Origin of the sequence: Streptomyces xanthochromogenes, assembly GCF_014650455.1 — a bacterium.
Classification (GTDB): Bacteria; Actinomycetota; Actinomycetes; order Streptomycetales; family Streptomycetaceae; genus Streptomyces; species Streptomyces xanthochromogenes.
In genome coordinates, this window is the sequence record NZ_BMUZ01000014.1 from 124,960 (window position 1) to 143,140 (window position 18,181).

General features: G+C 71.9%; 16 protein-coding genes. 7 read left to right on the forward strand and 9 right to left on the reverse strand.

Annotation, left to right across the window (positions count from 1 at the left end; translation table 11 throughout):
* Window positions 1–575: 575 nt before the first annotated feature.
* A complete protein-coding gene (locus IE267_RS31785; protein WP_161252700.1) occupies window positions 576–1,151 on the reverse strand; it encodes a TerD family protein in 576 nt (191 codons plus the stop codon).
* A 233-nt stretch (window positions 1,152–1,384) separates the two neighbouring features.
* On the opposite strand from IE267_RS31785, the gene arfB reads away from it, so the two are divergent.
* Window positions 1,385–1,819, forward strand: a complete 435-nt coding sequence (gene arfB, locus IE267_RS31790) for an alternative ribosome rescue aminoacyl-tRNA hydrolase ArfB (RefSeq protein ID WP_161252702.1) — start codon at window positions 1,385–1,387, stop codon at window positions 1,817–1,819.
* Between the two features lie 180 nt (window positions 1,820–1,999).
* Here arfB and IE267_RS31795 read toward each other — a convergent pair whose 3' ends face one another.
* Window positions 2,000–3,340, reverse strand: a complete 1,341-nt coding sequence (locus IE267_RS31795; protein ID WP_189765551.1) for an NsdA family TPR-like regulatory protein — start codon at window positions 3,338–3,340, stop codon at window positions 2,000–2,002.
* Window positions 3,341–3,375: 35 nt separating this feature from the next.
* Window positions 3,376–3,822 (reverse strand): hypothetical protein, encoded by a 447-nt coding sequence (locus IE267_RS31800; RefSeq protein WP_189765552.1) that lies wholly within the window; start codon window positions 3,820–3,822, stop codon window positions 3,376–3,378.
* Window positions 3,823–4,082: 260 nt separating this feature from the next.
* On the opposite strand from IE267_RS31800, the gene IE267_RS31810 reads away from it, so the two are divergent.
* Window positions 4,083–4,613 carry a hypothetical protein gene (locus tag IE267_RS31810; RefSeq protein WP_189765554.1) on the forward strand — a complete coding sequence of 177 codons (531 nt, stop codon included), beginning with the start codon at window positions 4,083–4,085 and terminating at the stop codon, window positions 4,611–4,613.
* A gap of 270 nt (window positions 4,614–4,883) precedes the next feature.
* Here IE267_RS31810 and IE267_RS31815 read toward each other — a convergent pair whose 3' ends face one another.
* On the reverse strand, window positions 4,884–5,450 hold the full coding sequence (locus IE267_RS31815) for a flavin reductase family protein (RefSeq protein WP_373300256.1): 567 nt from the start codon (window positions 5,448–5,450) through the stop codon (window positions 4,884–4,886).
* Between the two features lie 341 nt (window positions 5,451–5,791).
* Between IE267_RS31815 and cdgB the strand changes: the two genes are divergently transcribed.
* Both cdgB and IE267_RS31825 read left to right on the forward strand, forming a co-directional pair.
* Window positions 5,792–7,465, forward strand: a complete 1,674-nt coding sequence (cdgB, locus tag IE267_RS31820) for a diguanylate cyclase CdgB (RefSeq protein ID WP_189765555.1) — start codon at window positions 5,792–5,794, stop codon at window positions 7,463–7,465.
* Window positions 7,466–7,575: 110 nt separating this feature from the next.
* Window positions 7,576–8,577, forward strand: a complete 1,002-nt coding sequence (locus tag IE267_RS31825; protein WP_167158082.1) for a CBM35 domain-containing protein — start codon at window positions 7,576–7,578, stop codon at window positions 8,575–8,577.
* Between the two features lie 30 nt (window positions 8,578–8,607).
* On the opposite strand, the gene IE267_RS31830 is transcribed toward IE267_RS31825, so the two are convergent.
* From IE267_RS31830 to IE267_RS31840, 3 genes are all read right to left on the reverse strand, one after another.
* Entirely contained in the window at window positions 8,608–9,528 is a 921-nt protein-coding gene (locus IE267_RS31830) for a 1-phosphofructokinase family hexose kinase (protein WP_167158080.1), read from the reverse strand.
* 77 nt (window positions 9,529–9,605) lie between these two features.
* Complete coding sequence (nagA, locus tag IE267_RS31835) at window positions 9,606–10,751, reverse strand: N-acetylglucosamine-6-phosphate deacetylase (protein ID WP_167158078.1); 1,146 nt, start codon at window positions 10,749–10,751, stop codon at window positions 9,606–9,608.
* On the reverse strand, window positions 10,751–11,851 hold the full coding sequence (locus IE267_RS31840) for an ROK family protein (RefSeq protein WP_205530609.1): 1,101 nt from the start codon (window positions 11,849–11,851) through the stop codon (window positions 10,751–10,753). The genes nagA and IE267_RS31840 overlap by 1 nt, the downstream gene beginning before the upstream one ends.
* A 282-nt stretch (window positions 11,852–12,133) precedes the next feature.
* On the opposite strand from IE267_RS31840, the gene IE267_RS31845 reads away from it, so the two are divergent.
* The 3 genes from IE267_RS31845 to otsB all read left to right on the forward strand — a co-directional run bounded on the left by IE267_RS31845 (window position 12,134) and on the right by otsB (window position 15,509).
* Window positions 12,134–13,351 (forward strand): extracellular solute-binding protein, encoded by a 1,218-nt coding sequence (locus IE267_RS31845; RefSeq protein ID WP_161252727.1) that lies wholly within the window; start codon window positions 12,134–12,136, stop codon window positions 13,349–13,351.
* A gap of 988 nt (window positions 13,352–14,339) precedes the next feature.
* Complete coding sequence (locus IE267_RS31850; RefSeq protein WP_189765556.1) at window positions 14,340–14,573, forward strand: DUF3263 domain-containing protein; 234 nt, start codon at window positions 14,340–14,342, stop codon at window positions 14,571–14,573.
* A 96-nt stretch (window positions 14,574–14,669) separates the two neighbouring features.
* Window positions 14,670–15,509, forward strand: coding sequence for a trehalose-phosphatase (otsB, locus tag IE267_RS31855; RefSeq protein WP_189765557.1), 840 nt, complete (start codon window positions 14,670–14,672; stop codon window positions 15,507–15,509).
* An 84-nt stretch (window positions 15,510–15,593) separates the two neighbouring features.
* Here otsB and IE267_RS31860 read toward each other — a convergent pair whose 3' ends face one another.
* Window positions 15,594–17,078, reverse strand: a complete 1,485-nt coding sequence (locus tag IE267_RS31860; RefSeq protein WP_189765558.1) for an alpha,alpha-trehalose-phosphate synthase (UDP-forming) — start codon at window positions 17,076–17,078, stop codon at window positions 15,594–15,596.
* Window positions 17,079–17,225: 147 nt separating this feature from the next.
* The gene (locus tag IE267_RS31865) at window positions 17,226–18,173 is read right to left on the reverse strand and encodes a glucosyl-3-phosphoglycerate synthase (protein ID WP_189765559.1); all 948 of its coding nucleotides are present in this window, start codon (window positions 18,171–18,173) and stop codon (window positions 17,226–17,228) included.
* Between the last annotated feature and the right edge of the window lie 8 nt (window positions 18,174–18,181).

Below are 18,181 nucleotides of genomic sequence, written 5' to 3' on the forward strand. Positions count from 1 at the left end.
CGGCGGATGCAGCAAGAGCGGCGGCACGCAGAGTGGTTCGCACTCGGTGGTCTCCTTCACTCGTTCCGTGGGGGCGAATGGGAGACTGCCAGGCGATGACCTCTTCTTGACAGAGACGCGACAACTATTTGGCCTGATCGTGTCCGAAAGCAGGTCCATGCTGTCCGCTGACCGACTAATTCAAGCCGTGCGTGCGGGAGTTGCTGTGGGGGTGCGTGTGCTCGGCGCGAGCGCGGAGGCCCCCTCGGCGGGCACCCGCGAGCGCCGCGCCCGGCAGGGGCTTCGCGCCAGGCAAAGCGTGCCGAGCCGGGTGAAAGATGCCGAGCCGGTTAAAAGGTGCCCCGCGCGGCAAAGGTGGCCTCTTGCGGCGAAGTTGCCGCCGAGCACGCGAAGTTGACCCGCACGCGGAGGTGCCCCGCATGGCGAAGTCGCCGCCGCACACGTGAAGTCGACCCGTACGCGGAGGTGCCCCCGCACGGCACGGGTGGCGCCGCGCACGTGAAGGTGCCCCGTACGCGGAGGTGCCCCCGGCTTTCCCCGCCGGGGGCACCTCCGCGTCAACTGCCGCCGGAACGTCAGACGCTGACGCCGAAGTCCTGCGCGATGCCGACCAGGCCCGAGGCGTAACCCTGGCCCACGGCGCGGAACTTCCACTCGGCGCCGTTGCGGTACAGCTCGCCGAAGACCATGGCGGTCTCGGTCGCGGCGTCCTCGCTCAGGTCGTAGCGGGCGATCTCGGCGCCGCCGGCCTGGTTCACGATGCGGATGTACGCGTTGCGCACCTGGCCGAAGTTCTGCGAGCGCGTCTCGGCGTCGTAGATGGAGACCGGGAAGACGATCTTGTCGACGTCGGCGGGCAGGCCTGCCAGGTTGACGTTGATCGCCTCGTCGTCGCCCTCGCCCTGGCCGGTGGTGTTGTCACCGGTGTGGACGATGGTCTGGTCCGGCGTCGACTTGTTGTTGAAGAAGACGAAGTGGCCGTCGGAGTAGACCTTGCCCGTCGCGTTCACCGCGATGGCCGAGGCGTCGAGGTCGAAGTCGGTTCCGGTGGTGGTACGGACGTCCCAGCCGAGGCCGACCGTGACGGCGGTCAGGCCCGGGGCCTCCTTGGTGAGCGAGACGTTGCCGCCCTTGGACAGGCTTACAGCCATGGGATGTCCCCTTCATCGTGGTGTGCGGGCTTCGAGCCGTCCCGAAGCTACCGTCATCTCCCATAACGTCGGCAGGGGACCGAGAGGTTCCATCCCGCTTTGCTTTCTTTGCCAAGCGGCCGTCAAGGGGTCGTGAAGGGGCCGTCGCGGGGCCCGTCCCAGTGCCGTCTCGGGGCGATCGGAGGGCCGCCGGCGGGTAAAAGCGCGTGACGCGGTGCCGTGCACCCGGCACCATGGATGTCATGTCCGGGCCCTATTTCATCCGCGGCTCCGTCTCCCTCCCGGAGGCCGAGCTGATCTGGCGTTTCTCCAGGTCGTCAGGGCCCGGCGGCCAGCACGTCAACACCAGCGACTCGCAGGTGGAGCTCCGCTTCGACCTCGCGAAGACCGAGGCGCTGCCGGAGGTCTGGAAGGCCCGGGCCCTGGAGCGGCTCGCGAGCCGTCTCGTGGGCGGCGTCGTCTCCGTACGCGCGTCCGAGCACCGCTCGCAGTGGCGCAACCGGGAGACCGCCGCCGTGCGCCTCGCCTCGCTGCTCGCCGAGGCGACCGCCCCACCGCCCAAGCCGCGCCGGGCCACGAAGATCCCGCGCGGCATCAACGAGCGCCGCCTGCGCGAGAAGAAGGCGCGCGCCCAGACGAAGAAGGGCCGCTCGGGGCGCGACTGGTAGTCGCCGGGCGCGGGCGCCGGTGCCGCGCCCGTTCCCTGGGCGATGCCGGGCCCGGGCCGTGGCCGGTGGCGGGTTCGGCCTTGGGTGCCGATCGCGGGAGCCGGGCATGCGGAGCCACCAGTCGCAGGTGTACGGGTCATGGAAAGGCCGCCGCCGGGTTCTACCCATGGGGCCGCTCCGTCACGACCCCAGCACGTCCATCAGGTGATCGTCGAGGTCGACGGCCCAGTGCTCGCGCCGCCACGGCCGCAGCTCACGCCGGGCCCGGCGCAGCCGAATCGCGGGGACTCGTCCGCCTGTGGTCGCTATGGCCAGCACGCACTCGTGCAAGAGATCCGCCGCTGCCCGGGGATCGTCCATGCGGATCCGGGCCAGTGCCTGATCTGTCGCCGTGATCGCCCGCTGCACCCGCTCCCGAGGTGTCGTCAACGCGCCTGCCGCCGAGACGAACCGTTCGTGCGCCCTGGCCGCGTCTCCGGCATACAGCTCGCAGACACCTTCGAAGCCGCGCAGATGTCCAGGGCTGAAGCTCGACGCGGCCGGATCCCCCCTGTGGTCGCCCTCCATGTCGTACCAGGCAAGCCCCAAAGCCGCCTGCGCCTGGCGCTGCTCGCCGGCACGGGCGGCGATTTCCGCCTGGAGGGCGTGTGCCCGAGCCCGCACCACGCCACTGCCACCAGTACACGCGTCCCGCACTGCGGCATCGACCAACGTGCGCGCCAGGTCGAGCCCTTGGGCCGAGTAGAGCGTGGTCAAGGCATGGCTCATGTGAACCGTGGCCCGTTGCCACGGATCCGGCAGCAGCCCGGCCTCACGGGTCGCCACCGCGTACAGGGCCCTGGATGCGACATCGTCCCGGGTCTCGAACGCCAGGCGGCCGGCCAGCGTGTGCGCGGCTACGGAAACGGCTCGCAGCCGGGGGCGAAGGGCTTCCGGCACCTCGTCGGCGGTCAGTCGCCGACAGGTCTCCAGGGCAGGGGCGAGCAGGAGTTGGAGGCGAGCGAAGGGCAGACCGCCGACCTGGGCGTTCACGTCGGACACCACGGCCGACAGGCCCGCCACCACCTCGTCGTCGGCAAGCGACGGATCCGCGAGGGCTGCGGACAGACCTGCCTGCACGTCCGTCGACAGCAGGGCCAGCATCCCGCCGCCCTGGTCCGTGGCTGTCCGTATCAGCATCGACCGCAGCTCCGCCAACCGAGTCGCGCCTTCGCCGAGATGCGCGAGGGCATCCAGCAACTCCGCGAAGTCCGAGCCCGCGCCCAACGCGATCGTGCCGGTCGGCGTGCGGCCGTAGAGATGGGCCAGGAGCAGCTGGTGGTGGGTGTCGGGGAGCGACGGCTTCGTCGACTCCCACCGGGCTACGGACCGTTGGAGCCCGGCGACGGTCGGGAGAGTGCCTCCTGGCCGGCCGAGCCGCTTGGCGATCGAGATCATCATGCGTGCGGTATCGGCGAGGGAGAGTCCGCGGCGTAGACGCAGCGCCTTCAGGGTCGCCGCACCAGTCGCCTTCTCGTCCATCGGACCATCGTGACGCGAACCGCGCCCAAATGGGCCTACACGGGCACAATCAGGCGCGGCTTCCCCTGCTCCGCTGTGTAGTTGAGGGTCTGCCAAGTGCCGCCCTCCGGCTCATCCGCGTGCGGAAAGCCGATGGTCATGGAGGCGTGGTCGACCATCCAGCGGTTCCGCGCGTGGTAGGCGGGGGTGTCGAGTTCGGCGGCGCCGAGCTCGACGACGTCCTGGATACGTTCCCTTGTCCGGGCGATGGCCTGCTGCGCCTCGGTCGGCTGGTGGAGCACGGTGCCCGGCACGACGACGGTCAGGTGGGCTGCCGAGTTCCCGGCCAGCCACAGCAGGGCCAGCGAGTCGATGCCTTTGGCGCCGCCGATGTAGAAGTGCCCGTCGGCGAAGGGCCGGAGGTACGCCGAGAAAATCGCGCCGTACTCGTCCGGGGGGCGGTGTCCCGTCGCACGTGTTCCCGTGATCGCCACCGATCGCATGATCAACTCCGTGTCATAGGGTGTCATATCCCGCCCGGCCTGACCCGTTGGGATCGTTGCCGCATGGACACCGACCTGCGGAAACTCGTAGGCCATCCCCGCGAATGCGGGCTCCGCGACGACCCCGCCTCCAGTGGGACCACCGTGCGGACGGCCGACCCTCTCAACCGGCGCCTCACCGAGCAGATTGCCACGACCGGGAACCGGTACGCCGCTTCCTTCGATTGCGAGAGCTCCGTCAAAACCTCCGGCGCCGCAGCATGAGCACCGCAGACGTACGGGAGCTCACCGCATGGCTCGCGGGCCCGATGCCCGAGGCCGTACCGGCGCTTCGGGAGTGGGAGCGCAGCCCGGCCGCGGCTCCCGTGATCGCGCTCGGGGCCCGGTTCGAGGCCGTGCGGATCGCCGACGCGGTCGTGCACGCCGCCGTCAGCAGCACCGCGCACGCGACTCTGGCCTGGTTCCTGGCGGAATACCTCCAGGGCGCGGTCATTCGCGATACGGGCCTGTACTACGCGCTGGTCCCGACCCGGACCGCACGGAACTGGCAGGCCCCGGCGAGCCGTTGCCTGGGCCGGGGGGCCGGGCTGGCGATTCCGCACCCCACCTGTCGGCGGGGGCCGCGTACGCACTGGGCCGTGCCGCCGGAACACGTGGGTGACGTGTGCGATCCCGTCCGGGTCGCCGACCTGGCGCGGGTCGGGCAGGAACGGCTCCTCGCCCGGCCGGCACCGAGAAGGTGGCCGGCCCCGCACGCCCCTGCCGTGCTCGACGGGGGAGCCGCGACGTGAAGCAATGGGACTACGTCGTGTACGAACGCGAGGGCCGCACCGGGCTGATCACCCTCGACCTCGGCGAGGGCCTGCTGAGGGTCGCGTTCCTGCGGCCGCCCCCGTGGGGTCGGTTGCGTGAGGCCACGATCCGGACCGGCGACCTGAGCCCCGCCTCGGCCCAGCAGTCGGAAGCCGCGCGTGCGGCCGGGCTGACGCGGGAGTCTCAGAGGAGCTTCCTGCCTGGCCGCGGCTGTGGGGATCGCCCGGTGGACCCGGACAGCGGCCGGGTCAGCCCAACTGCCGGTACCGCCCCCGGAAGTACGTGAGGGGGCCGCCCTCCGCGCTGGGCAGGTTCGCCGTCAGGACGCGGCCGATGGCCAGGGTGTGGTCGCCCGCCTCCACGCGCTGCTCGGTGCGGCACTCCAGGGTCGCGAGCGCGCCGCCGACCAGGGGGGCGCCGCTCGTCTCTCCCCGGGTGTACGGGATGTCCTCGAACAGCAGGCGGTCGCTGATCCGGCCCTTCATCGCGAACCGGCCCGCGATGTGCCGCTGGCTCTCGGACAGCAGGGACACCGCCCACAGCGGCTGTTCGGCGAGGAGGTCGTCCATCCGTGAGCCGTTGCGCAGCGAGATGAGGACGAGGGGCGGGTCGAGGGAGACCGAGAGGAAAGCCGTCGCGGTCATGCCGACGTCTTCGCCGCGCGGTCCGTCGTCGGTGTCGTGCGCGGTCACCAGGACGACGCCTGCGGCCAGTCGGGACATCGCGGCGCGGAACTCGTCATTGCTCACCCCCACAGGATGCGGGGTTTCCGGAGCAAGTGCGGAAAGGGCGGCGGTGAGGGGTGTCTGCAACACAAGCGGAACGCTAGTCTCCTGCCACCGTCCGGCGCATCGGGCCCTGGGACCAGGCGGGACCTAGGTCCCTGGGCCGATGCGGATTCGGCCGGGGTGCCTTCGCCCGAAGGCTCCGTTCGGGCTCGGCCCGTTCTCAGTTTGCGTTCAGGAAAGGTAGGGGGCAAAGACGGAAAGAACGGCCAACACCCCATCATCTGCTGTGACTTGAGTCACAGAAGGCACTATTTGTTGACCCTGTGTACCGGCTAGACAGCTCGCTGTGATTCAGTGGCTGGACAGTGCACAAAGGAATGCCGATCTGAAGCCAGGAGTTGCTGTCGAGGTCTCGGGGAGAGCGAGCAATGGAGACCGAGTCGGAGCCCTACGTCCGTCTTGCGACCCTGCGGCAGCTGCACCAGGTGGTCGGGGAGCTCAACACGGCCCGCAGCCTCGCGGACACGCTGCAGACCGTAGCGGACGGCGTCATCGCCGGGCTCGGCTACGAGCTGGCCTGTGTCAATCTCGTACGCCCCGACGGTGACCTGGTCGTCGCCGCCTTCGCGGGCAACGCCGCCGCCGAAGCCCTGATCACCGGCCGAGTCGGCTCGCGCCCCTCCTGGGAGCGCCGCCTTTCGATGGGCGAGGACTGGGACGGCCTGCGCTTCATCCCGCACACCGAGGGCTGGGTGCTCCTGGAGGACGACGTTCCGCAGTGGTACACCGAGGGCCCCGACCCCCGCTTCGAGGACGAGTGGCATCCCCAGGACCGCCTCTACGCCCCGATGTACTCCGCGGGCGGGACCCTGGAACTCCTCGGCGTCATCTCCGTCGACAAACCCCGCAACGGCCGCAAGCCCGGCGCCTGGGGGCGGGAAGCCCTCCAGATGTATGCGTCGCAGGCGGCGATTGCGATCAGCAACGCCCGGCTGCGCGCAAACATGCAGCGCGCGCTCGTCCGTCTGGAGCGCGAACAGCAGGCGCTGCGCGCAAGCGAGGAAAGCTTCCGGCAGGCCTTCGAGTACGCGCCCTCGGGCATGGCCATCGCCGAGATGGGCGGCGACCAGCACGGGCGCCTGCTCCGCACCAACGACGCCCTGTGCCGGCTGCTCGGACGGCCCGCCTCCGTCATGCGGCGCTACTCCTTCGCCGACCTCGTCCACCCCGAGGACATAGGGACGCTCCTGCGCACCTCGGCCGAGGGGGGCCGGGCCGAACTGCGGCTCGGGCGGCGCGACGGCACCTATGTATGGGTGTCGCTGCGCAACTCGGTGGTCGCCGACACCGCCGACGGGCCGCGCTTCCTGCTCACCCACGTCGAGGACATCGAGGACCGCAAGCGGCACGAGCTCCAGCTCGCCCACCGCGCCTCGCACGACGCCCTCACCGGCCTGCCCAACAGCGCCGAGCTGCGCGCGCGGCTCTCGGCCCGGCTCTGTCCCCGGCCGCACTCGGTCGGCCCGGCGGCCGCCGCCGAGTCCCTGGACGCGGCCTACGGCCGGCCGCCGGGCGGGGCCGAGTCCGAGGCCCACGGGCACGCCTTCCGCGCCGACGGCTTCGACTTCGAGGCGGTCCCCGGCGGGGGACCGTACGACCACCACGTCCACACCGTGGCCCCCGACAGTGAGATCGACGACGGTACGAAGGGGCTCGCGGTCCTCTTCTGCGACCTCGACGGCTTCAAGTCGATCAACGACAGGTTCGGCCACCACACCGGCGACGCCGTTCTGATCGAGGTCGCCCGGCGCCTCACCACCGGGGTCCGCGACGGCGACACCGTCGCCCGGCTCGGGGGTGACGAATTCGTCGTCCTGGCCGACGGGCTCGGTGCGGCGGACGCCGCCGACCTGGCGGTTCGGCTCCGCAACGCGATCATCCCGCCCATCCGGGTCGACGGCCGGGCGGTACGCGTCGGGGCCAGCTTCGGCATCGGCTGGGCCAGCTGCGGGATGTCCGTGGAGGAGGTCCTGCGCTCCGCGGACCAGCGGATGTACATCGAGAAGCGCTCCCGCTCCAAGGTCCACCGCCGCGCGGGCTGACCGCGGCCCGGCCCGAGCGGTGTGTGCTCGGGGCCAGATCGGGCAGTGGTCCGTTCGGGGTAGGCTCGGCCGGTCGGCGACGGCTGGCGGACAGTGAGGAGTGACCCCGGATGACGACGCCCGGCAACAACGGCGCGAACACCCCCGAGGACGACGATCCGTTCGGCTACCTCTACGAGGACGGACAGGCCGCAGGCGCCAACCCGCCTCGCAATGGTGGCGGCTACGGCTACCCCGGTCCGACGGTGGGGCAGCAGCAGCCCGGAGTCCCCAGGACGTCGTACAACCAGGTGCGCACGGTCGGTGAGCGCAAGTACGGCGGACAGATCCCGCAGCAGCAGTACCAGGGCCCCCCGCAGTACCAGGGCCCGCCCCAGCAGGGGCAGACGCAGCAGCAGTACGGGCAGCCGACCGCGCAGTACGCGGCGCCCGAGACCTACCCCGGCGGCCCGCCGCGCCAGGGTCCGCCCCCGCAGCAGAACGGCGGTGGCGGCCGCGGCCCCAACACCAAGGGCCTGCTGATCGGAGCGGTCGCGGTGGTCGCGGCCGTCGTGATCGGCATCGCGGTGGCGCTGGCCAGCAACAGCGGTGACACGGACAAGAAGGACAACACGGCCAATCCGGGCAATTCGGCGTCCGGTCAGGCCTCGTCCACGCCGAGCGGCGACCCGTCGTCCACGCCCTCCGGCTCGACGGAACTGCCCAAGGGCGACGCGGCGACGCTCACGCTCGGCGGCTCCGCGCAGGTCGGCACCAATGTGCCGGGCGCCAAGGGGACGGGCGGCGCGTTCGTCGGCAACTTCAACAACGTGGGCGCCTCCGTCACCTGGAAGGCCAAGGTCCCCAAGGCCGGCTCGTACAAGCTGAACCTGCGCTTCGGCGTGCCCGGCACGGACGCGAACGCGACGATAACGCTCAACGGCAAGGCCGAGTCGCGCCCGATGAACATGAAGAACTTCGCCCAGTCCCCCGCGGGGGACTGGGCCAAGGGGTGGCAGACCACGTTCGCCCTGGTGCAGCTCGGCAAGGGCGAGAACGAGATCAAGCTGTCCTGCGAGCAGGGCAACCAGTGCAACGCCAACCTCGATCAGCTCTGGCTGACCGCCGGCTGACGGATCGTCAGCTCTGCTGGAACGCTCGGCTCAGGGCGCGTGCTCGCTCACGCGCACCGAGCCGAGCGTTTTCTCGTACGTCACGCGGTCGAACTCCCCCGCCGTGGGCGCCGCCACGGTCGCCGCGGACAGGGCCACCGCCCGCGTCAGGCGCCCAGGCCAGTCCAGGCCCTCGACGAGCCCCGACAGCAGACCGGCCACCGCCGAATCGCCCGCGCCCGTCGGATTGCCGCGCACCACGGCAGGCGGCGCCGCCTGCCAGAGGCCGTCGGGGGAGACGGCGAGCAGACCCTCGGCGCCGAGCGAGGCGACCACCGTGTGCGCCCCGCGCCGGCGCGCGTCCCGCGCCGCCCGCAGCGGCTCGCGCGAACCGGTCAGCTGCGCCAGCTCGTCGGCGTTGGGCTTGACCAGATCGGGCCGGGCCGCGATCCCGCGCCGCAGTGCTTCGCCGCTGGTGTCCAGGAGCACGGGCACCTTCGCGCCCCGGGCCTGGCGCACCAGCTGCGCGTACGCCCCGACGGGCAGGCCCGGCGGCAGGCTCCCGCACAGGGCCACGGCGTCCGCGCCCGCGAGCAGCCGTTCGTACGTGACGAGGAAGGCCTCCCACTCGGCGGGCGAGACGAGCGGTCCCGGCTCGTTGAGCTGGGTGGTGTCGCCGGTCGCCGCGTCCACCACGGCGATGGTCCGCCGGGTGGCGCCCGCCACGGGGACGAGCTCGTCGACGGGCGCGTCCTTCGCGAGCAGCGCGCGCAGCACCTCGCCGCTCGGGCCGCCCACGAATCCCGTGACGACCGCCTCGTGCCCGAGCGCGGCGAGCACCCGGGCGACGTTGAGGCCCTTGCCGCCGGGGCGCTCCGTGACCTCGTCGACGCGATGGCTCGCGTGCGGTACGAGGGCGGGGACGCGGTAGGTGATGTCCAGTGCGGTGTTCAGCGTGACGGTCAGAATCACCCGGTGATCATGTCAAACGGACGGCGGCAGGCCCAGACCCCGGACCGGCCACCATGCGAAAGACGCGGTGCGTGGGCTCAGCCGAGCTCGGGCTCGACGACCCAACTCCCCTTGTGCAGCACGCCCTTGACGGTGAAGTCGGCGTCCAGGACCACCAGGTCGGCGTCCTTGCCGGGCTCCAGCGAGCCGACCTTGTCGTCGAGGCCGAGCAGCCGGGCCGGGTTGGCCGACAGCGCCCGTACGGTGTCCTCGACCGAGATGCCGTCGATCGTCACCGAGCGCTTGAACGCACGGTCCAGGGTGAGCGTGGAGCCCGCGATCGAGCCGCCTTCCACCAGCCGGGCCACGCCCTCCTTGACCTCGACCTCCAGCGGGCCCAGGTGGTAGAGGCCGTCGCCGAACCCGGCCGCGTCCATCGCGTCGGTGATGAACGCGACGCGGTCCGCGCCCTTGTGGTGGAAGGCGAGTTCGAGGGCCGCGGGGTGCAGGTGCGTGCCGTCGTTGATGAGCTCGACGGTGATCCGGTCGTCCTCCAGGAGGGCCGCGATCGGGCCGGGCTCGCGGTGGCCGAGCGGGGGCATGGCGTTGAAGAGGTGGGTCGCGACGGTGGCGCCCGCGTCGATCGCCTCGACGGTCTGCTCGTACGAGGCATCGGTGTGGCCGATCGCCGCGATGACGCCGTGCTCGGCGAGCAGCCGCACGGAGTCGAGTCCGCCGGGCAGTTCGGTGGCGAGCGTGAACATCTTCGCGGTGCCGCGCGCGGCGTCCATCAGCTTGCGGACCTCGGCCGGGTCCGGGTGCCGCAGCAGGCTCTCGCTGTGCGCGCCCTTGCGGCAGGGCGAGATGAACGGGCCCTCGAAGTGGATGCCGGCCAGGTCGCCCTGCTCGACCAGCTCGGAGAGCAGTCCGGCGCGCTGCGCGAGGACGTCCATCTCGCCGGTCACCGTGGAGGCGACCACGGTGGTCGAGCCGTGCAGGCGGTGGGTGTGGACGCCCTTGAGGACGTCCTCGACCGTGCCGTTGGTGAAGGAGGCGCCGCCGCCGCCGTGGTTGTGCATGTCGACGAAGCCGGGAACGATCCAGTGGCCCGTCAGGTCGAGCGGGGCCGCATCGGCCGGGGCGGCTCCTGCGATGGCCGTGCCGTCGACGATCACGCGTCCGTTCTCGACGACCCCGGTCGGGAGGACGACGCGGGCGCCGGAGAGAACTTTCGATGCGGCCATCAGGCGGTTACCTCACTGGAGTCGGGGGCGGAGTCGGAGCCGGGGGAGGGGGAGAGGGAGGGGGCGGTGTGCGGCGCGGCGTCGGTGCCGGGGGCGGTGTCGTGGTCCGGGTCGGCGCTCGGTCCGCCGGAGCCTGCGGCCCTGGCGGTTTCGGCCACCAGGTCCCAGGCGAGGAGGCCCGCGCCCAGGCACCCGGCGGTGTCCCCGAGGGCCGCGGGGACGATCTCGGGCAGTTTCTGGAACGTCACCCGCTCCTCCACGGCGGCCCGGAGCGGTACGAACAAGGTTTCCCCGGCTTCGGCGAGTCCGCCACCGATGATCAGCATGCGGGGATCGAGCAGGGTGAGCGCGGTGACGAGGCCGTCGGCGAGAGCCTCGACCGCGTTGCGCCACACGGCGAGCGCGCGGGGATCGCCCGATTCGACGGCCTTGGCACAGTCGGCGGCGTCCGCGTCCGGGTCGCCGCTGGCTTCGGCCCAGGCCAGCGTCACCGCGGAGGCCGAGGCGAGGCGCTCCAGACAGCCCCGCTGGCCGCACGGGCAGGCGACTCCGCCGGGGCGTACGACGATGTGGCCGATCTCCCCGGCGAAGCCGTGCGCGCCCGGCTCGACCCGGCCGTCGATGCCGATGGCACCCGCGATCCCGGTGCCGAGCGGCACGAACAGGAACCGGTCCGCGCCCCGGCCCGCGCCGACGCGGCCCTCGGCCAGGCCACCGGTGCGCACGTCGTGGCCGAGCGCGACCGGCACCCCGTGCAGCCGCTCGCTGAGCAGCCGCCGCATCGGCACGTCCCGCCAGCCCAGGTTCGCGGCGTACGCGGCGATCCCGTTCTCGGCGTCGACGATGCCGGGCACGGCGACACCGGCCGCGACCGCGCTCTCGCCGAGGTGCTCCTCCCCGTACGCCAGCAGGTCCTCGGCGAAGGCGAGGATCGACTCGACCACGGCTTCGGGCCCGCGCTCTCTGCCGGTGGGCCTGCGCGCCTCGTGGAGCAGTTTGGGGGGTCCGGGGTCGGTGCCCCCGGACAGCGCGGTGTCCGCCCCGACCAGGGCGGCTTTCATCCCGGTGCCGCCCACATCCAGGGCGATGACGTGTCTCACGGAGGACAGTCTCGCGCCAACACCCACTAAAGGTCTAGTCCACTCGCCGGAAGAAGGGGAAAGCGCTTTCTGCGCTGAAAGTTTCCCAATGTACTCTTGCTCCGGGCGTTGCGGAAGCGATATGCGACTGGTGTAGACCTCATTCCCCCGTATGAGGGAAAATCGCAGCTCGATACAGGACGTCACGGGGGACCGACTGGATCCGTCAGGATCACAACGAGGGTGGGATAGCGCGTGCGCAGGCGCTTCTTGGGCTTGACCGCGGCGGTTGCCGCATTCGGTATGACGGCAGTGCTCTCGGGGTGTGGCGGGCAGAGCGGGTCCGGTGACGTCACCCTCAAGCTGGTGGCCGCCGACTACGACATAGCCGGCGGCAACACCACGAAGACGTACTGGCACAACGTGGTGGCCGACTTCGAGAAGAAGAACCCGAACATCAAGGTCGACGTCCAGATCTTCTCCTGGGACGTGGTCGACGCCAAGGTCGCCGAGATGGTGAAGGCGGGCAACGCCCCCGACGTCGCGCAGATCGGCGCGTACTCCGACTACGCGGCGAGCGGCAAGCTCTACAGCGTCGACCAGCTGCTCTCCATCCCCGTCGAGGCCAACTTCCTCGCCCCGCTCGCGGACGCCGGCAACGTCAAGCGCGTCCAGTACGGCATGCCGTTCGTGGCCTCCACGCGTCTGCTCTTCTACAACCAGACGCTCTTCGAGCAGGCACACATCAAGCCGCCCACCACCTGGGCCGAGATCGCGTCCGACGCCAAGGCGCTCAAGGCCAAGGGGGTGAAGACCCCCTTCGCGCTGCCGCTCGGCAGCGAGGAGGCGCAGGCCGAGACCATGATGTGGATGCTCAGCGGCAACGGCGGCTACACCAACACCGTCGACGGCTACGACATCGACTCGCCCGAGAACATCCAGACCTTCGACTGGCTGAAGACCAACCTGGTCGAGCCCGAGCTGACCGGACCGGTCGCCCCCGCCAAGCTGAACCGGCAGGCCGCGTTCGACGCGTTCGCGAAGGGGGATGTCGGCATGCTGAACGGCCACCCCTCGCTGATGGAGCAGGCGAAGAAGAAGGGCATCAAGTTCGGCATGGTCCCGCTGCCCGGCCCCAACGGCCAGGCCAAGGCGGCGATGGGTGTGGCCGACTGGATCATGGGCTTCAAGCAGAGCGGGCACCGGGCGCAGATCGGCAAGTTCCTGGACTTCGCGTTCTCCGACGACAACGTGCTCAAGTTCGCCGACCAGTACGACCTGCTGCCGTCCACGGTGTCGGCGTCCTCGGCGATGGCGGCGGACTCCAAGCACAAGGAGCTGAAGCCGTTCCTGGCCGCGCTGCCGACCTCCGAGCTGCCGCCGGTGGGCAAGACGTCGTGGCCGAAGGTGAGCGAGACGGTGAAGAAGAAGATCGGTACGGCTGTGGCGCCCGGGGGGTCGCCGAAGGCGGTGCTGCAGGACATCGCGAAGGTGGCGATGGACGCGGAGAACGCCGAATAACCCTGGGTTCCTCGGGGCCCCGCCCCGAACCCCGGGGGGTTTGCCCTCCCGCCCGCCCGTGGCCCGGGGTTGGTTGGTTCCGGCTCCCTGGGGCTGCGCCCCAGACCCCGGGGGGTTTGCCCGCCCGCCCGCCCGTGCGGCGGGTTGGATGGGTTCCGGCCCCTGGGGCTGCGCCCCAGACCCCGGGCGGGGGCTCTGCCCCCTGCACCCCCGTTCGCGCCTGAACGGCGCTCGTCCTCAATCGCCGGACGGGCTGAAGGTGCCTGCGCTGGCCAGCACCGAATCCTTCAGGGGCGCGGGGAACTGCGCGAGGAGCGACCGTGGCCCGCAGCCGACAGGGGCCTTTGGGGGCGCGGGGAACTGCGCGAACAACCACCCACGGCCCGAGGACGTAAACGGGTTTCAGGGGCGCGAGGAACTGCGCGAGAAGCGACCACGGCGCGAGGCCGACGTCGGATTTTTGGGGGCGCGGGGAACTGCGCGAGCAACCACCCACGGTGCGAGGACGAAATCGGGGTTAGGGGCGCGGGGAACTGCGCGCGGAGCGACCGCGGCCCGCAGCCGACAGAGGTCTTTGGGGGCGCGGGGAACTGCGCGAGCAACCACCCACGGTGCGAGGACGTAAACGGGTTTCAGGGGCGCGGGGAACTGCGCGCGGAGCGACCGCGGCCCGCAGCCGACAGGGGCCTTTGGGGGCGCGGGGAACTGCGCGAGCAACCACCCACGGTGCGAGGACGTAAACGGGTTTCAGGGGCGCGGGGAACTGCGCGACCAGCCCCGCACGGCCCGCGGACGAAGCACGAAGGACGCAAACGGGGCCGCGCCCCCGGGGTCCGGGGCGGAGCCCCAGCCACGTCCGCCCCCGGGGTCCGGGGCCGAGCCCCAGTCACCCGCGCCTCCGGGGCCCGCGGCGGAGCCCCAGTCACCCGCGCCTCCGGGGCCCGCGGCGGAGCCCGGACGGACGGCCGGGGCGGCTACCGTGGGCGGCATGGCAGACGACGACCTGGACGCCCGCGCCCGCGCCGTCCTCCGCATGGAAGCGCACCCCTGGCCCACCCCCGGCGCCAAGGAACGGGCCATCCGGGAGGAGCTCGGGGTCTCGCCCACCCGCTACTACCAGCTCCTCAACGCCCTCCTCAACGACACCCGCGCCCTCGCTCACGACCCCGTCACGGTCAACCGACTCCGCCGCATCCGCGACGAACAACGCGGTCGGCGCTGATCAGCGAGGCCGGGAGCAGAACGGGGCCCGAGCACAACGGACCCCGCGCCACACGCGCCCGCCCCCACCCGCCCGCTCCCCGATAGGGTCAACCGCATGGGAAGCCAACCGGAACCCCTGCCGACCCCCGCCACCCCGTCCGGCCGCGACGGCCTCGCGGCGATCCTCGCGCAGCCGAAGAAGGCCGTCGTGGCCATCGACTTCGACGGCACGCTCGCCGAGATCGTCGCCGACCCCGAGCAGGCCCGGGCCCACCCCGACGCCGTACCCGCGCTCGCCGCGCTCGCCCCGCACGTGGCATCCGTGGCCGTGATCACCGGCCGTCCCGCCGGAGTGGCCGTCCGCTACGGCGGCTTCGCCGGCGTACCCGGCCTGGAGCACCTCGTGGTCCTCGGCCACTACGGCGCCGAGCGCTGGGACGCGGTCACCGGTACCGTCCACACCCCCGCACCCCACCCCGGCGTGGCCGCCGCCCGTGCGGAACTCCCCGGGTTCCTGGAGTCGCACGGGGCCTGGCGTGGTACGTGGGTGGAGGAGAAGGGGCAGGCCGTGGCCGTCCACACCCGCCGGGCCCGCGACCCCCAGGCCGCTTTCGAAGCCCTGCGCGAGCCTCTCGCGGAGCTGGCCACCCGACACGGCCTCGTCCTCGAACCCGGCCGCATGGTCCTGGAGTTGAGGCCCCCCGGCATGGACAAGGGGGTGGCGCTCGCGGCGTACCTGCGCGAGGTGGGCGCCGAATCCGTGCTGTACGCGGGCGACGACCTGGGTGATCTGCCCGCGTTCGCAGCCGTCGAGAAACTCCGCTCGGACGGCATGCCCGGCCTGTTGGTGGCGGCGGACACGGTGATCTCCGACCTGGCCGAACGAGCCGACCTGACCCTGAGCGGCCCCGAGTCGGTGACGGCCTTCCTGAGGGCCCTGGCCACGCGCCTGTAGCCCCGGGGAAGGGGCCGCGGCTCCGCCGGACCTTCGAGTCCGCCCCGGGCCCCGCACGGGGTCCGGGGCGAGAGCCCCGGGGGTCTAGCCCCCCAGCGCCTCCAGCTGGTCCAGGAACCAGCGCCGGGGCGGCAGCGCCGTACCCGCCGCGGCCAGTCGCTTGGTCCGCTCGGCCCGCTCGCCGTCCGGCACGGACAAGGCCGCGTGCAACGCCGATGCCGTCCCCGTCACGTCGTACGGGTTCACGACCACCGCGTCGTCCGCCAGCTCCGCCCACGCCCCCGCCTCCCGCGACAGCACGAGCACGCACCCCGCGTCGGACACCACCGGGACCTCCTTCGCGACGAGGTTCATGCCGTCGCGGACGGGGTTCACGAGGGCGACGTCCGCGAGCCGGTACGCCGCGAGGGAGCGGGCGAAGTCGTCTTGGACGTGGAGTACGACCGGGGTCCAACCAGGCGTCCCGTAAAGGGAGTTGATCTCCTCGGCGACCCGGGCGACCTCCGCCGTGTAGTCCCGGTACACCGCCAGGTCCTGCCGCGAGGGATACGCGAACGCGACGTGCACGACCCGCTCGCGCCACTCGGGATGCGTGTCGAGCAGGTGCCGGTAGGCGAGCAGCCCCCGCACGATGTTCTTGGACAGCTCCGTGCGGTCGACCCGCACGATCGTCTTGCGGCCGGCCCCGATCTGCTCGCGCAGCGCCGCCATCCGCTCCTCGACATCGGCCTCGTGCGACCGCTTCCGCAGGAAGTCGCCGTCCGCGCCGAGCGAGTGCACGGCGATCTCCGTCTCGCGCCCCTGCCCGCCGGACCCGCCGGACCCGCCGGCCGCCCCGTGCCGGAAGAAGCGGCGCCCCTCCTCGTCGCGCCCGTGCACCTCGCCCGCCGTCACGGGCAGCACCCCCGCCACCGAATCCAGGAACGCCGACGCCCACCGCCGGGTGAGGAACCCGAGCCGGTCGGCGCCCAGCATCCCGCGGAGCAACTGCTCGGCGATGTCGTCGGGCAGCATCCGGAAGTAGTCCACCGGCGCCCACGGCGTGTGCGAGAAGTGCCCGATGCGCAGGTCGGGGCGGAGTTCGCGGAGCATGCCCGGCACCAGTGCCAGGTGGTAGTCCTGCACCAGGACTCGGGCCCCGTCCGCCGCCTCGGCCGCCAGCGCCTCGGCGAAGGACCGGTTGTACGCCTCGTACGACGCCCACTGTCGGCGGAACTCCGCGTCGAAGACCGGTTCCAGGGGGATCTGGTACAGCATGTGCTGGACGAACCACAGCACCGAGTTCGCGATGCCGTTGTAGGCGTCGGCGAACACCTCGGGATCGATGTCCAGCATCCGGACACCCTGCTCGCCCACGCCCTGCCGCACGGCCTCGCGGTCGTCCTCGCCGAGCGCCGCGCACACCCACACCGAGTCGACGTCGGAGCCGATCGCGCTCAGCCCGGAGACGAGCCCGCCCCCGCCCCGCTTGGGTTCGAGGGACCCGTCGTCCTTCAGCGTGTAGGAGACGGGGCCTCGGTTGGAGGCGACGAGGACCTGAGCCCGGGGGGTTTCATGCGCGGTGACCATGTTGCGGAACCTAGCCCGCCCCGCAATACCTCAAACACCCGTACGCCCACCCCCATGGGCGGAAACCGGCCACCGCCCTTCTCTAAAGCCGGGCCCGGATCTTCTTGCAGGCTGGGCCCGGATCTTCTCGGGAGCCGGGCCCGGACGCTAGGCGGCCCGGTGCACCGCGTACTCCTCGATCTCCCGCATCGGCGGCCGCTCCTCGGTGTCCACCGCGTACGTCCGCGGCACGAAGCCGTGCTCGCCCCGCTCGAACTGGGTCAGCTCGGGCCGTACGAGATGCCCCCGCGACAGCCGCAGCTGCGCGGTGCGGTAGATCGCGGCGGCCATCCGGCCGAGCGCCTGCCCGTCCTGGTGGCGGTGTTTGCGTACGCCCACGTCGACCTGGGCCAGCGCGTCCAGGCCCACGGTGTGCAGCGCGTCCACCAGCAGCGCGAGCTCCACCCCGTACCCGACGGGGAAGGGCAGCCGCTCCAGGAGCGAGCGCCGGGCCGCGTACTCGCCGCCCAACGGCTGTACCATTCCCGCCAGTTGGGGCCAGTGCAGATTGAGCAGCGGACGCGCCACCAGCTCGGTGACCCGGCCGCCCTGACCGGCGGTCTCACCGAAGGGCCGGTCGTACATCGCCTTGACGAACGCCACGTCCGGGTCGGTCAGGAGCGGCCCGACGATGCCGGAGACGAACCCGGCGTCGAAGTCCTTCAGGTCGGCGTCGATGAAGCACACGATGTCGCCGCTGGTCACGAGCAGCGAGCGCCACAGCACCTCGCCCTTGCCCGGCAGGGCCGGGACCCGCGGCAGGATCGCGTCGCGGTGCACGACCCGGGCGCCGGCCCCGGCGGCGACCGCGGCCGTACGGTCGGTGGAGCCGGAGTCGACGACCACCAGCTCGTCGACCAGCGGCACGGCCTCCGTCATCAGCTCGCGCCGGATCGCGGCCACGATGTCACCGACCGTGCCCTCCTCGTCCAGGGCGGGCAGCACGACACTGACGGTGGTCCCCGTGCGGTGTTTCGCGGCCAGGATGCGGTCGATCGGTCGCTCGGCCGCGGACCAGGAACGCCTGCTCAGCCAGCGTTCCACCTCTTCCAGCACGGCTCCTG

Coding starts and splice junctions, on each gene's coding strand:
- IE267_RS31785 (WP_161252700.1), bottom strand. CDS start 1,151: ATGGCTGTAAGCCTGTCCAAGGGCGGCAACGTCTCGCTCACCAAGGAG.
- arfB (WP_161252702.1), top strand. CDS start 1,385: ATGGATGTCATGTCCGGGCCCTATTTCATCCGCGGCTCCGTCTCCCTC.
- IE267_RS31795 (WP_189765551.1), bottom strand. CDS start 3,340: ATGGACGAGAAGGCGACTGGTGCGGCGACCCTGAAGGCGCTGCGTCTA.
- IE267_RS31800 (WP_189765552.1), bottom strand. CDS start 3,822: ATGCGATCGGTGGCGATCACGGGAACACGTGCGACGGGACACCGCCCC.
- IE267_RS31810 (WP_189765554.1), top strand. CDS start 4,083: ATGAGCACCGCAGACGTACGGGAGCTCACCGCATGGCTCGCGGGCCCG.
- cdgB (WP_189765555.1), top strand. CDS start 5,792: ATGGAGACCGAGTCGGAGCCCTACGTCCGTCTTGCGACCCTGCGGCAG.
- IE267_RS31825 (WP_167158082.1), top strand. CDS start 7,576: ATGACGACGCCCGGCAACAACGGCGCGAACACCCCCGAGGACGACGAT.
- nagA (WP_167158078.1), bottom strand. CDS start 10,751: ATGGCCGCATCGAAAGTTCTCTCCGGCGCCCGCGTCGTCCTCCCGACC.
- IE267_RS31845 (WP_161252727.1), top strand. CDS start 12,134: ATGACGGCAGTGCTCTCGGGGTGTGGCGGGCAGAGCGGGTCCGGTGAC.
- IE267_RS31850 (WP_189765556.1), top strand. CDS start 14,340: ATGGCAGACGACGACCTGGACGCCCGCGCCCGCGCCGTCCTCCGCATG.
- otsB (WP_189765557.1), top strand. CDS start 14,670: ATGGGAAGCCAACCGGAACCCCTGCCGACCCCCGCCACCCCGTCCGGC.
- IE267_RS31860 (WP_189765558.1), bottom strand. CDS start 17,078: ATGGTCACCGCGCATGAAACCCCCCGGGCTCAGGTCCTCGTCGCCTCC.